Source organism: Streptomyces sp. NPDC006365, from assembly GCF_042870755.1.
GTDB classification, from domain to species: domain Bacteria; phylum Actinomycetota; class Actinomycetes; order Streptomycetales; family Streptomycetaceae; genus Streptomyces; species Streptomyces xiangluensis.
Genome location: NZ_JBIAHS010000010.1, coordinates 177,821 through 190,789, shown reverse-complemented (window position 1 = coordinate 190,789; position 12,969 = coordinate 177,821). Strand labels below are relative to the sequence as shown.

Here is a 12,969-nt window from a genome sequence, read left to right as displayed (position 1 = left end):
ACCCGTTCCTGAGCTTGTCTTTTAACCTCTGAGGCTGTCGCGCTCGATGATGCTCCCGGGACGCCTGGTCGTTTTCCCGACGTCATAGCGAGTCGCGGGGCGACTGTTCCTGGAACCAAGTGGCCTTCAGGGCCGGGAGTTGAGGGTTTCGGCGCATGGGCCGGACCGAGCAGGTGCGGGCGGATGTTCCGAAACCCCCGGCGGACGCGGGCTGGGGTGAGTCGTGCGGGCTCGGCCGGCTTCTGCCAGGTGCGGCGGAGGTCCGCTGCGGCTTCGCGGGTGAGCCGGAGCTGGGTGTGGGCGGCGATGATCGGCCACGTCCAGCGGTCTCCGGCCTCGGGGGTGCGGAGCTTGAGCCGGGTCCAGCCGAGGGTCTGCTCCATCAGCCTGAAGGTGGTGCTCGATGTCGAACCTGCGCAGGAACGACTGCCAGCGCACGTTGACGTCCTCGCCATTTTGGCCGACGACCACAGCCAAAGGCGACGTCCATCGCCTGGCACACCGCCCGCGCCCGCAGCGGGGGCAGCGAAGTCCGCCATGATCTGCTGGTAGGCCGGACGGTCCGGCAGCTTCGCAGTTGGCGGCGCGGGCGAAGTCGGAGCGGACGGTTCCAGCAGCGTCTTGCTAGTGATCCGGATTTCCTCGGCGGCCTTGTCGGATTCGTCCAGCAGCTCAGTCAGCTCCGCGATGCGCTCTCGGGCCGCCCCGGCCTCGGCCGCGATCTTCCGCTCCTGCTCTTGGGTGTCCAGCACCACTAGGCTGGGGCCGGCGTCCGCCCTCTCATCTCGCGAACCTGCCATCGCAGCAGGTCGTGGGGGAGACAGTCCCGCTGGCAGCCGGTGCCGGACTGGTACGACAATGTGCCGCGCGGTGCTGAGCCGGGAGGCGGATGGCCCGGCCCGGCTCACGCTTGCACGACCTCCTGCGGGCTCGTTTTACGGAGGAGGGGCAGCAGTCCGGCCGCCACGAGCGCGGAGGCGAGGCCGAGGGCGCCGACGGCCGTCGTGAGGTGGCCGGTGACGGACTCGAGGGCGAGCAGGGAGAGCGGGCAGAGGAACTGCCCGAGGAAGAACGACCCGATCCACAGTCCGCTGCCCCGGCCGCGGTTGCGGTATTCCAGCTTTGACGTGGCCCAGGTGAGCAGTGTGGGCAGCAGAAAGCCGGTGCCGATGCAGTTCAGGAAGGTGCCGAAGATCAGAATCGCCACGTTGTGGGCGAGGCTGATCAGCACGAACCCTGCTGCGCACAGGGTGAAGATCGCGGCCAGTCTGCGCTCTGGCCGGCCGATTGTCGAGGCGAAGATGACGGAGCCGATGACTGTGGCGGTGCTGGCGATTGCGGTGACCATGCCGATGAGGGCGCTGGACTGTATGCCCAGGCCGTTCATCAGGTAGGCCGTTTCGACCGGGACGGCGTAGAAGACGATGCCACCGAACACCGAGAGCAGGCAGATGCCGGCCAGCCGGCCGGCCGAGGAGGGCCGATGCCCGACGGTGAGCGCCTCGTCCATGGGGGCGCCCGGCCCGGGCTTGGACAGGAAAGCGGCCATCGCGGGGGCGAGGAGCAGCCCGACGGCGTAGAGCTGGAAGGGGGCGCGCCAGTCCGAGGCGCCCATCGCGCCGCCGAGTATGAGGAACGCGGTGGCGGAAATGGTGGCGCACACCGTCTGCAGGGCCAGGTAGCGGTCGCGTGCCCGGCCCGCGTAGTAGTCGCCGATCAGTGTCGTGCAGGAGGTCATGATGAAGGCCTCGGCGACACCGAGGAGGGCACGGCTGGCCACGATGGCGCCGAGCGAGTTCAGCCACAGCGGAGCGGTGCCGAACAGCGCGTACAGGACGGTCGCGACGACCAGCGGAACCCTGCGTCCCAGGCGGTCGAGCAGGACACCGGCGAAGGGGGCGACCAGGGCGAGCGTGAGGGCGGGGACCGTCAGGATCAACGGGACCAGTGCGTCCGCGTCCGGCACCGTCCTGAACAGCTCCTGCAACTCCGGCAGCAAAGGAGCGAGCAGCACCCCGGCCATGACCGGCAGACAACTCCCGCTCATCAGGAGCGTCAAGCGCAGACCGCCCCCGGATTCGGGCACGGGCTCGGTTGTTCGGACGGCGAATCCGTCGGTGGGAAAGGGTGGGGAGGTGAAACCGGGCACGCAAGCTCCACGTTCGTGTCGTAGATCGAGTCCATCATCGCGGCGTCCCAGTAGGACTGTCCCTGCCGGAGAGGCGGCGCGGCAGTCCTTCCGGCGGACAGCATTCAACGCGTCACAGGGAGGGAAGCAACGGTGCCGCCCTGGCGGAGAGCTTCGCGCAGGGTGGCGTTTTCCGCTTCGAGCTCGGCGTTCCGCAGGCTCAGCGTCTGGATGTGGTTGGCGTAGGCAGCGATGGTGACGCGTGCATCCCGTTGCTCGGCCGCGTGTGGGGAGCGCAGCGTGCGGTCCGCCTGAGGCGGGCGATGTCCGCCGTCAGGGTGCCGGTCTGCGGTCGGGGCGCATCCGGTGTCCGGAGCAGTCCTGTCGTGGCCTTGGAAAGCGCACCGATCACCTGCTGCGTGTCGGCGGACCGGACGGTGGTCATGTTGTCACTGTTGGCCGCCGCCCACACGCCGCCGATGAGCAGTTCGCCGCGGTCGTCGGTCATAGGGATTTCGGGGTGGCTGGTGTGACACGAACAGGCGTCACCGTCTTCGGTGGTACGGGGCCGCGGTGTGCGCCCTTGGTGGGGCAGGGGACGGCGCCTTGCGTGCTCACCGTGGCTTCGAGGCGGCCGACGTGGCCGATATCGACCGTGATGCGGTCGACCTCGGTGATGGTGCCGACGCCGGCCGGGGTCCCGGTGGTGATGATGTCGCCCGTGCGGAGGGTCATGACCGAGGACGCGTAGGCGATCAGCCGGGGAACGCTCCAGATGAGGTCCTTGATGTCGGCGTCCTGCCGCAGTTCGTCGCCGACCCAGGTGCGCAGGGTCAGTGACTCCAACGGGCCGACCTCGTCCGGGGTGACCAGGTAGGGTCCGACCGGGGTGAAGGTGTCGAAGGACTTGCGGGTGGAGCGGTCCTCGCCGCCGCGCATGGTGATGTCGAGCAGGCAGGTGTATCCGGCGACGTGCTTCAGGGCGTCGGCTACGGTGATGTCGCGTCCGGGTCGGCCGATGACGAGTGCGAGCTCGCCCTCCTGGTCGAAGCGCCGGTCGGTGTACGGCAGTCGGATTGTGCCCTGGTGGGCGAGGACCGACGACGGGGCCTTGAGGAAGATGCCGAGAGCGTCGATGTGGTAGGCCTCGTTCATCTCGGCCTGGTGGTCGCGGTAGTTGACCGGCGCAGCGATGATTTTCGACGGCTCGGGAACGACCGGCTGGAGAGTGACCTCTTCGAGGTGGAAAACGTCCGCACCACGCGGCGTTCCTTCCGGTATGGGATCGCCGAGCAGCGTCCGCAACGGCCTGCCGAGGTCCACGACGCGGTCGTCGTCGAGCCGTCCGGCGGTGGCGATGCCGTCCGGCCTGATGAAGCTGAGCAGTTTCATGCGGTGTCCTCAGAGGAAGCGGTGTAGAGCCAGTCGAGATCGGAGTAGTCGTCGGGCCGGCGCAACCGGAACACGCGGTTGCGCAGGGCGAGCAGTGTCGGGTCCTGGGTGTGCCAGAGGTTGCCCCACGGCCGGGCCACGGTCTGGCAGCGGGAGGCTCGGGCGATACGCCGTTCCTCGTACTGCTTCAGCGCACGGTCCTGGGAGTGTCGATGGCCCGAGACGGCGTCGCCCAGCGCGACCGCGTCCTCCAGGGCCTGGCACGCGCCCTGCCCGAGGTACTGGAGCATGGCGTGTGCGGCGTCGCCGAGCAGCGCCGTGTGTGCCGTCGTCCAGGTCGGCAGCGGGTCCCGGTCGTACACAGGCCAGTCCCGGTGGGGATCGAGAAGCGCGACATACTCGCGGACACTCGGGTGCGCGATGGCGAAGGCGGCGCGGAACTCCTCCGCATCGCCACGCGGCTCCCGCGCACCTGCGGGGCGCTCGTAGACGGCGACCTGGTTGTACAGCTCGCCGCGCCGCACGGGGTACTGCATCAGGTGGATACCTGGGCCGATCCAGAGTGTCACGTCGTCGGGCGCCAGGCCCCTGCCGAGTTCTGACCGGTCGCTCGCGCCCCGGTAGGCGACATGACCGCTGAACCGGGGTGGGCTCGTGTCGATGAGGCGCCGCACCTGGGACCGGAGGCCGTCCGCCCCGACCAGGAGCTGTGTGGTCAGCACCTCGCCGTCGGAGAAGGTGACGTCGGCGTGCTCGTCCCGTTCACGCACGCTGACGGCGGTGCGGCCGGTCCGCAGCTCGATGCCGGGTTCGGCCCGGCAGGCGTCGAGCAGGACGGACAGCACGTCGTGGCGGTGCGCGACGACGTACGGGTAGCCGTACCGGGCACGGAACGGGTGCCCGAGGTCGAGCACGGTGAGCTCATCGCCCGTGACGGCGTCGCGGATCACGGCGCGGGCGGGCAGTACGGCGGTTTCGAGAACCGGCCCGAGCACGCCGAGCCGGTCGAAGGCCCGCATCGCGTTCGGCCCCAGCTGGAGTCCGGCACCGATCTCGGCGAACTGCGGGGCCTGTTCCGTCAGCACCGTCCGACGGCCGGCGCGGGCCAGGGCCAGTGCCGCCGCGAGCCCCCCGATGCCGCCGCCGACGACCAGTGTGTCGTGCCCGCTCATGAGTCCACCTCCTCGGACCGGTGCAGGTGCAGGGCTTCCAGTACCGGGCTGTCGCTGGTGGTGAACAGGTCCAGGCGGGTACGCGCGTGCAGTTGGTGGGTGCACCAGGACGGCACGACGAACACGTCACCGGGAGACAGATCGAACGACTCGCCGCCGAGCACGACCGTGCCGGACCCGTCGAGCACCGCCGTCACGCGGGTTCCGGTCTGGCGTTCCCGGCGCGTCGTCGTGCCCGGATTCACCCGCCGCATCTCACAGCGCATCGTTGGCATGACGTCGCGGTCGCGGGAGGGATCCTGGAACCGAACGGTGACGTCGTTTGTGTCCTCGACCTCCAGCAGGTCGTCCAACGCTGCATCGGTGTCCTGCCAGCGGTAGACCAACAGGGGGGAGTGCGGGGGCAGATCGGGTGTTCCGGCGGGGGAGAGACCGGCTCCGGCACCCCAGCGGCGCTCGGCGGTCGAACGGGGGATGTCGGTCCAGTCCGCTTCGGAGTCGCCGCCCGGTTCGAAGAAGACCGCGTCGAGCGCCGCGACCACCGGAAGGTCGAGCACGTCCAGCCACATCATCGGCATGTCGCCGGGGTTGTGGTGTTCGTGGAAGGTCCATGACGGTGTCAGGACGAGATCTCCGCGGGCCATCGCGATCGGGTCGCCGTTCACGAGGGTGTACACGCCCTCCCCGTCGAGGACGAACCGTAGCGCGGCCGGTGTGTGCCGGTGCGCGGGTGCCGACTCGTGGGGCTGAAGGTACTGAACCGCCGCCCATAGCGTCGACGAGATGAACGGCGCGCCGCCCAAGCCTGGGTTGGCCATCGCCAGCACCCGCCGGTCGCCGCCCCGGTCGATCGGGACCAGATCACCGGCCCGGCGGCCGAGCTTAGTAAGGTCATCCGCACACCAACGATAGGGGATCGCCCGCACGCGGGGCGTCGGAGTGAGTAGTCCGTGTAGTTCCCAGAGTGGCTGAAGTTGCTTGTCAGATAGCTCAGTGTAGAAGGCGTCGAGTGCCGGCTCGTCTGACCTGAACCGGGAAGTGGTCATCGTTCACCTCGCTAATCTTCCGTACACGTAGTATTAGCTTGCTGTGAATGGTCGAGGTGTGTCAACGGGTCCGGACAGACCGTCCACATGTGGGGGGCGAAGCTCTACATGTGCGGCCTGGCGAACGCCACTTGCTGGAGGTGGTTGATGAACACCGCTTGCTCGTCGGGTCCGAGCGGAGCCAAGACGTCGGACTGGACTGTTTTCACCGGCTCCGCGAGGGCGTGCAGCGCTGTCCTCGCCGGAGCGGTGAGCCGGACGTGGGTTCTTCGCCGGTCGTTCGCTGCGGTCTCCTTGGTAACCCATCCCTGGGTGCTGAGCCGGGCCACGATGTCGGCGGTGCTCGACGTGTCCAGCGAGGCGGCCTCGCCGATTCGGGACTGGTCGGCGGCGCCCAGCTGTGCGACCGCGGCGAGCAGGGCGTACTGCGGCCCGGTCACGTCGGGGACGGCGGCGCTCCAGAGTGCGGTGTGCACCTGCTGGGCCCGGCGGATCAGATATCCGGGGGTGGTGCGCATGAGCAGTACGCCGTCCTCGTACTGCTGTCCGGCGATGTCGGCCTCCTTGATGCGTGCGACCCGCCCCAGTCGTTCGATGAACTCCCGGCGGTCGGAGTGACGAAGCGGGGTCAGGATGTCTTCTTGAACCGAGCGCGCAACCTCGGTGACCTCGGCCAGCCGATCCAATGATCCGCTGGTGAGGGTCAACAGACGGCGCCGACCGTCATCCGGATGGCGCACCCGCCGCACCCACCCTTTCCCGACAAGTCGGCTCACAACTGCGGCGACGGTCGACTTGTCCAGCGAGGCCAGCTGCCCGGCGCGCCGCTGGTCGACGTCGTCCCACCCGGCGATCGCCACCAGCGTCGCGTACTGCGGTCCCGTGAGACTGTCGATTCGTGAGCCCCACAGCTCGGTGTGTACCTGCTGCGCCAGGCGCAGCAGGTGCCCTGGGGCGGTCGTAGGCGACACGACGGGTACCGGCGCGGGCGCTCGCCGGACGGCGCGTCCAGGGTCGCGGAACCTCACCGCTCCCGCTGAAACCGACTCGACCACGTCCTCAGCTCCGTCCTGGTGGAAAACGTACACGGAGTATGTCGGATTGGGAGTCGCATCTTTTCCATTGCGGATGCTGGCGCGCAGCTGGCACCTCGATACTCCGTAAACATACTAATGGCCAGGGGGCCTGTTGGGCGGCGAGTGGGCCACTGGTGCGGGACCCGAAGGGACTGATTCCCCGGAGGTCGGGGCCGTCGGTGCCTGCCTGATGGCCGCGGCAGGAGCGGTTCTCAAGGATAGGGCGACCACGGTCGCGGCCAGCGGAGCCAGATGTTGGTCTGCCCACGCCCGCCGCAGGCAGGCTGGGCCAAAGTCGCAGTCCGAACCTGTAGCCCCAGGCATCCGACACTCGGACTGCGGGCACTGTCAGTGCCTGCCAGTAAGGTCCGAACTGGGCCGCTCGTGTCCTGTGGGTGGGCCTGCGTGTCGTGTTGGGAGAGCGCGTGGATCCGGTTTTACCGTCGGTTCTGGCCAAGTGGGCGGGTCCCATGGCCAGCCGGTTCGCCATGAACGGCGTCAAGAAACTCACTCGCAATCGGCGAGTGGCACGCGCCGCTGCCAAGAGGGCGGCGGCGGTCGGAGTGCCGGTCACTGCGAAGTCGCTGCGTGTCTGGCTGTCGCGGGCGGACACGGCCCAGCAACTGCGCCAGTGCACCGAGTGCTCTCTCGAACAGGCTGCGCGGCAGCTGACGTATGTGATCCCCCGCGGTGAAGCCGGGCAGCGCCAGGCGGATGCGCTGCTGGTCCTGCAGATCGTGATGGAGGAGTACGTACGTTCGGCAGCGTCCGCGGAAGCGTCGCTTGTCACCGGTGGCTGGGGGCGGCAGACCACGGAGGAGGACGGGGCCAAGACCCGGGAGCAGGTTCAGGAACTGCGTGAAAATGTACTCGGCCGCATGGACGCCCGCACGGACTTCGATGATGCTCTGCGCACGCTGAGCCCCTGGTCGGCGCAGGAGGCACGGCGCCTGCGCGCGGCGTGGCCGGCCGTAGAGAGAGCGGTCGGGATTCTGGCCGGGGTGGGGGCGGCTCGCGGGTCCGTCATCCAGCAGTGGGCCGATCGGGAGCCGGCGTGGCTGACGGAGGCGCCGACTGAGGCGTTGGGCTGGCTCGGGCAGGTTGCTGCCGACTACGACGCACGGGGTGCCTCACACCTGTTTTTCGAGCGGTGTGCCCGCGAGGGCGGATACCCCCGTGACTTCTTCGTGGCGCGTGCGGCACTGCAGGCGGGATCTGGCACAGAGCAAGAGGTGCGGGACTACGTCGCGGCGCACCATGACGCCACGTCGCCGCTGCTGAACGCGCTGCGCGCCTGCCTGGACGAGAACTGGGCCGAGGGAATCGAGCAGTTGGGCCGGTGGGAGCCCCACAACACGCTTGCGCAGGCCTTGAAGGCCCAGCTCGAAGCCGAGGCGCTGATCAAGAAGGGTCGGCCGGGCGAGGCGCTGGCCCGGTTGCGGGCCGCGGACCGGGAGGGGATTTTCACGGGCGTCGCTGTCCGCCTGGCCAGCGCACTTCTTCAGCATGCCGTTCATAGCCGTACTTCGAACAGACTGGCGGCTGGCCAGGAGGCCCTGGCGGTGGCGATCCGGGCGAGGAACAGCCGCCGCATATGGTACGGGGACAGCGCCGAAGCGGCCTTGCTGGCCGTGCAGGCAGCCGTGATGAGCGGAGATCTGTTCACGGCGTGGAAGCTGACGCAGCCGGAGCCGGAGGGCGAGGCCCAGCCTCAGGAGGCGGCCGACCACCGGTTGCGGGAGCAGACCGCTTTGGTCGCGGCCATGACGGGCCGTCAGCAGGAGGCTCAGCAGTTGCTGGCCGGCATGACGAGCGCCTTTGCCCAGGCCCACGTCAGGGCGGTGCTCGCGGAGTCGCGTCTCGCAGATGACACCAGCACTCCGGAGGCGAAGGACCTGTGGCTTCAGGTTTGGGAGGCTGCGGACACCGAGGGGGAGCAGCTGACCGCGGCCGCGGGCTTGGCCGCGGCGGGGGCGGACCTGCCGGATTTGGACCATCTCAAGGCCGATTTTCCTGACCTTGTCGCTGAGATCGAGTTGCTCGCTCGTGCACTACGGGGCAGCGGGAGCGACGAGTTGGCGGTGCTGCGCGCCAACGTCGCTCAAAGCCCGGTGATGTGGTGAAGCTCGCCGAGCGCTACCACCGCGGTGGGAATCTCGTGTTGGCGGCCGAGACTCTGAGAGACGGGGCTGATCACTGGCGTGATGCCCGGCTGATGGCCATGGCCGCGGGGTTGTTCCGTGAGGCCAGGGAGTATCCCCGTGCACGGTGGTGCGCCGACGCGGCGCTGAGGATGGCCGGGGCCGACTGGGCGGGGCAGGGCCGCATGTACGCCCTGCTCGTCGAAGTGGAGTCGGCCGATGGGCGGATGGACCGCGCCACGGACGCGGCCATCAGCCTGCTTGCTCTTGACCCCCTGGACCCTGAGGCCCGCTGGGCTCTGGTCAAGTGCTACGCCGCCCGCGCCCTGGGGCAACATGCCTGGCAGACCCTCACCGAGCAGGGCGAGCCGCTGGATCCGCGCAGCCGGGACGAAACACTGCTGTGGGTCGGGTTGGGGGCAAGTTTCTCTGCTGACCCGCAGTTCACCGGGCGTGCCCTCGCCTTGATGCAGCGCTGGCCGGACGACGAAGAACTCCTCGGTCGGCTCCTGGGCGCGCTCCATTGGCGTGCTGCGGAACCTGCGGAGCCTATGTCCGAGGAGGAAGGAGAACAACTTCGCGAAGCTACTGCGAGCTATCTGGAACGCTTCCCCGACAGCACTGTCTTTCGGGCCGTCTCTTTGGGAACGCCGGACAACCCTCTCGAAAACCTCGCCGAGGATCTACGCCGCCACCACGAGAACACCGGGGAAGTCCGCGAGAAGGTCGCAAGCGGTGAGCTGCCTGTAGGGATGCTCGCCTTGGCCGCGGGCCGGCACTACGCAGAGGCCTGCATGCGCCGTACCGCGGAACGGCCGGTGGTGTACGCCGCTGATATCCCTCTTGACCCGTCGGAGACTCTGGCGGTGCAGGCTGCGCGGACCGGGCGGGTGATGTTGGACACCAGTGCGGCCGCTACGCTCGCTCTGCTGGAGCGTGGCGTGTCCGAGCAACTGATCGGCCACTCGCAGGTGGTCATGACGACTGACCAGCTTCTGGCTGACACGCTGCAGGCCAAAGAGTCCATTGCGCTGCGGTCCGATATGACACTGGCTTGGGATGAGCGCAGCGCCAGTACCGCCGTCCTGACCTCGACGCCCGAGCAGTTGGCCGCGCTGCGGTCCACTGCAGCGCGGCTGGTAGAGATCATGCAATCCGCTCCCCGGGTGTCACGGCCGGAGTTGCGCAGCCTTCCGCGACTGCCCAGCAGCCGTCGTGGCACGGAATGGCTGACGGCCGTCGACTACGCCAAGGAACACGGCCACATCCTGTGGTGCGACGGACAGACGGACCGTGGCTCTCAAGATCATCGCGGGGCGACGTATGACCCAGCCCGGAGCCCGTAAAGAGTCTGCTCAGCCGACAGCACGAGGGGTCAGACGCGAGGGCGTGGCCATGGCGAGGGCCATGCATGCAAACATCGCGCACATCTATGACGCCGGTGAACACGACGGCGAGCTCTACATCGCTATGGAGTACGTCAAGGGACAATCACTTGCCGAACACCTGAAGACGGGGTCACCCCTACCCCTTGAACGAACCGTACGGTGGACGCGTCAGATCTGCGAAGGCCTCAGTGCAGCGCACACTGCGCAAGTGATCCACCAGGACATCAAGCCCGGCAACATCATGATCACGCTTCAAGGCGACGTGAAGATCGTGGACTTCGGACTGGCCCTTCTCCCCGACCTCACTCAGTCCCGCACCAGTGCCGGCACCCCGCTCTACATGGCACCAGAGCGGTGGGAGGGAGAGCCCGGCAGCCGACGCAGCGACCTGTACTCCACCGGGTGCGTCCTGTACGAGATGCTGACAGGGCGTCCACCCTTCGGCACCTCTGGTGACGACCCCATGACCGTGGGCAGGATGCACCAGGACGATGCGCCAGCACCTCCGAGTGCCCACCGTCCCGGCGTGCCCGCTCAGCTGGACTCCATCGTCGGGACACTGCTGGCCAAGGACCCGGCGCAGCGCCCGCAGAGCGCAGAAGCGGTTGCCCACGCTGTGAGCAAAATGCAGCGTGTGCTGGATATTGCAGCCGCGGACGACGAGATCGGACGAGCAGACCCGCCTGATACGCGTGACCGTAGTGCTGGCTTCTCCGAGCGTATCCGTGACCTGGACCGCTACATCTTTGATCTGGAGCTCCGGTATGGAGCGAGCGCGCCTTTGGTGATCGAAGCACGCGGAGAGCACGCCGAACTCACAGGCCGGTCAGGCGATACCCGAGGAGCAGCCGCCCTGTACGACCGGCTCGGCCATGACTGTCAGCACTTCTTCGGACCTTACGACGTGCGGGCACTCAACGCGTTCGAGGGCGTCGCACGGTGGATTGCGAGATCGGGCGCACGCTACGAGCCCTGAAGATCGTGTACAGCCCGCTCAGGGGTCAGCGGCTTGTCTTCGTCACGCTCACCGGTCGGATGGCCAGAACAGTGCCGTCCTGGTGGATGCTGACCGGGCCACCCCAGTCGCTGTCCCAGCCGGTGCGGGGCAATGACGATCTGCGGCTGTGTGTTTGCGCGCGCCACTGCGATACCTGAGGCCTCTGGGTGTCGCCTCTTCCCGCCAGGTACTCGAAGAGGTCTTTCTGGACGCCGGAGAAGGCCTCCACGTGAGTTCCGTTGAGACGGAATATGTGGTCTGTTCCGGCGAACTCGTCACCGAGCAGAGTGTGGCCGATGTCCTGCACGCTGCCGGCGGAAGGGTGCTCAAATGTCTTGAAGAACTCACTGCCCTGCCGCTTCGTGAGCAGTTGCGCGGTGGCGCGCCCCGATCCAGCGAATGCCACTAGGCCCGCAGCGTCAGTGTGAGCCAGAGTCTCCTGGAACCAGGCGAAGTGCTCTGCTCGGACGTGGCAGCCGGGCAAGGGATCGAGTGTCTGGTCTTCCCGGGCGGGGCGCTCGATGCCGGGGAAGTGATTTTCCTGTCGCGGGGGTTGATCCAGGTCCACGTCCGCAGCATCCGTTACCGTTGGGAGATCGAGACGCGAACCGTTGCCCGGCACATGCAAGGCATGGACGGTGACCGGCCCATCCAGAGGGAGCTCGGTGCTGAACAACAACGCAGGTGTCTGGTTCCACGCCCCGACGTGCAGGCCGTCGACGTGTGCCGCGCACGAGGCCAACTGGTCGTGAGAAACACCGGCTCCACTGTGATTGCCCTTGCACGCGATCGGGATGATCACAGACGGCAGCGACGGCTTCCATACTTCCGCCAGGAAGTGAGGCCGATAGCGGTAGCCGACACTTGCGCTCTTGTCGTCCTTCGTATCTCTTTCGGCGGCGGTAAGTGCCCAGCCGGCCCGCAGGGCTGTGTCGGAATGAACGACGGACACGCTATAGCCGGGGAAACGGTTGCGCAGGATGTGTTCTGCCAGCACGAGAGCGAACGCCTGGCCCAGTTCCTCGGACTGAAGTGTTTTGTAGTGCCTGGCGATCTGCCGCCCCTCCGAGGACAGCCACAGCAACGATCCCTTCCCCGCCTGCAGCGCCTGGATGTACTTCAGGCTGCCCCAGTGCTCAGCGAGTCCGCGTGCTGCACCGCGCCGAGTGAGCACCATGCCTCGCGCGAGACGGTGCAGTAGCCCGATGTACGGCAACCGAAGCGAACTCTGCAACTCGGCGTCAGGCAGGGCTTGCAGCCCTTGTTTGCGCCGGAGCAGAGGCGGTGTCTCCTTGCGCGCTTTGCCTTCGTTCTCGGCCTCCTCGGCCTTCCGCTCATGCTCCCGATGCTTCTTGCTGTCGTCGCTGTGAGCAGCCACGTCGACGCTGCCGACCAGGGTGCTCTTGGAGTCGGTGGCCACCGTGACCGGCTGTAGCAGCTGCTTCAGCACGTCGGTTGCGCTCGGCGTGTCTTTCATGAGGCCCCCTCCACCCGCACGGTTCCCACGCACAAGGGTGTCCGGGCGGCCCCTTGGGCTGCCAGACGGCAACCGAACAATGGCCTGAATTATCAGATCTCGGCATCGTTTGTGTAGCTCAGAGCGATGCCGGCCGGGAATTCGTTCGCTCT

Annotated in this window: 10 protein-coding genes and 1 pseudogene; 3 read left to right on the top strand and 8 right to left on the bottom strand. The window is 67.7% G+C overall.

Annotated features, from left to right (window positions below):
- Window positions 1–21: 21 nt before the first annotated feature.
- The 7 genes and pseudogenes from ACFYO0_RS26830 to ACFYO0_RS26800 form a co-directional block, all read right to left on the bottom strand.
- Window positions 22–479 (bottom strand): annotated as a pseudogene (locus tag ACFYO0_RS26830) (transposase); the annotation flags it as partial.
- A gap of 425 nt (window positions 480–904) precedes the next feature.
- Window positions 905–2,086, bottom strand: coding sequence for an MFS transporter (locus ACFYO0_RS26825; protein WP_388680805.1), 1,182 nt, complete (start codon window positions 2,084–2,086; stop codon window positions 905–907).
- 262 nt (window positions 2,087–2,348) lie between these two features.
- A complete protein-coding gene (locus ACFYO0_RS26820; RefSeq protein WP_388680802.1) occupies window positions 2,349–2,636 on the bottom strand; it encodes a hypothetical protein in 288 nt (95 codons plus the stop codon).
- On the bottom strand, window positions 2,633–3,520 hold the full coding sequence (locus tag ACFYO0_RS26815; RefSeq protein WP_388680799.1) for a fumarylacetoacetate hydrolase family protein: 888 nt from the start codon (window positions 3,518–3,520) through the stop codon (window positions 2,633–2,635). Before ACFYO0_RS26815 ends, ACFYO0_RS26820 begins: the two co-directional genes overlap by 4 nt.
- Entirely contained in the window at window positions 3,517–4,692 is a 1,176-nt protein-coding gene (locus ACFYO0_RS26810) for an FAD-dependent monooxygenase (protein ID WP_388680796.1), read from the bottom strand. The genes ACFYO0_RS26815 and ACFYO0_RS26810 overlap by 4 nt, the downstream gene beginning before the upstream one ends.
- Window positions 4,689–5,738 (bottom strand): cupin domain-containing protein, encoded by a 1,050-nt coding sequence (locus ACFYO0_RS26805; RefSeq protein ID WP_388680793.1) that lies wholly within the window; start codon window positions 5,736–5,738, stop codon window positions 4,689–4,691. The genes ACFYO0_RS26810 and ACFYO0_RS26805 overlap by 4 nt, the downstream gene beginning before the upstream one ends.
- A 104-nt stretch (window positions 5,739–5,842) precedes the next feature.
- Entirely contained in the window at window positions 5,843–6,709 is an 867-nt protein-coding gene (locus tag ACFYO0_RS26800) for a MarR family winged helix-turn-helix transcriptional regulator (protein WP_388680790.1), read from the bottom strand.
- Window positions 6,710–7,209: 500 nt separating this feature from the next.
- Here ACFYO0_RS26800 and ACFYO0_RS26795 point away from each other — a divergent pair, with 500 nt between their 5' ends.
- The 3 genes from ACFYO0_RS26795 to ACFYO0_RS26785 are packed head-to-tail and all read left to right on the top strand — an operon-like array spanning window position 7,210 to window position 11,319.
- Entirely contained in the window at window positions 7,210–8,937 is a 1,728-nt protein-coding gene (locus ACFYO0_RS26795) for a hypothetical protein (RefSeq protein ID WP_388680787.1), read from the top strand.
- Window positions 8,934–10,301, top strand: a complete 1,368-nt coding sequence (locus tag ACFYO0_RS26790; RefSeq protein ID WP_388680785.1) for a hypothetical protein — start codon at window positions 8,934–8,936, stop codon at window positions 10,299–10,301. Before ACFYO0_RS26795 ends, ACFYO0_RS26790 begins: the two co-directional genes overlap by 4 nt.
- A complete protein-coding gene (locus ACFYO0_RS26785) occupies window positions 10,279–11,319 on the top strand; it encodes a serine/threonine-protein kinase (RefSeq protein ID WP_388681016.1) in 1,041 nt (346 codons plus the stop codon). The genes ACFYO0_RS26790 and ACFYO0_RS26785 overlap by 23 nt, the downstream gene beginning before the upstream one ends.
- A gap of 25 nt (window positions 11,320–11,344) precedes the next feature.
- On the opposite strand, the gene ACFYO0_RS26780 is transcribed toward ACFYO0_RS26785, so the two are convergent.
- Complete coding sequence (locus tag ACFYO0_RS26780; protein WP_388680782.1) at window positions 11,345–12,817, bottom strand: hypothetical protein; 1,473 nt, start codon at window positions 12,815–12,817, stop codon at window positions 11,345–11,347.
- Between the last annotated feature and the right edge of the window lie 152 nt (window positions 12,818–12,969).

Excerpts from the sequence above, each read along its gene's own strand:
- ACFYO0_RS26810 (WP_388680796.1), bottom strand. The coding sequence starts at position 4,692 with ATGAGCGGGCACGACACACTGGTCGTCGGCGGCGGCATCGGGGGGCTC.
- ACFYO0_RS26815 (WP_388680799.1), bottom strand. The coding sequence starts at position 3,520 with ATGAAACTGCTCAGCTTCATCAGGCCGGACGGCATCGCCACCGCCGGA.
- ACFYO0_RS26805 (WP_388680793.1), bottom strand. The coding sequence starts at position 5,738 with ATGACCACTTCCCGGTTCAGGTCAGACGAGCCGGCACTCGACGCCTTC.
- ACFYO0_RS26780 (WP_388680782.1), bottom strand. The coding sequence starts at position 12,817 with ATGAAAGACACGCCGAGCGCAACCGACGTGCTGAAGCAGCTGCTACAG.
- ACFYO0_RS26820 (WP_388680802.1), bottom strand. The coding sequence starts at position 2,636 with ATGACCGACGACCGCGGCGAACTGCTCATCGGCGGCGTGTGGGCGGCG.
- ACFYO0_RS26785 (WP_388681016.1), top strand. The coding sequence starts at position 10,279 with ATGACCCAGCCCGGAGCCCGTAAAGAGTCTGCTCAGCCGACAGCACGA.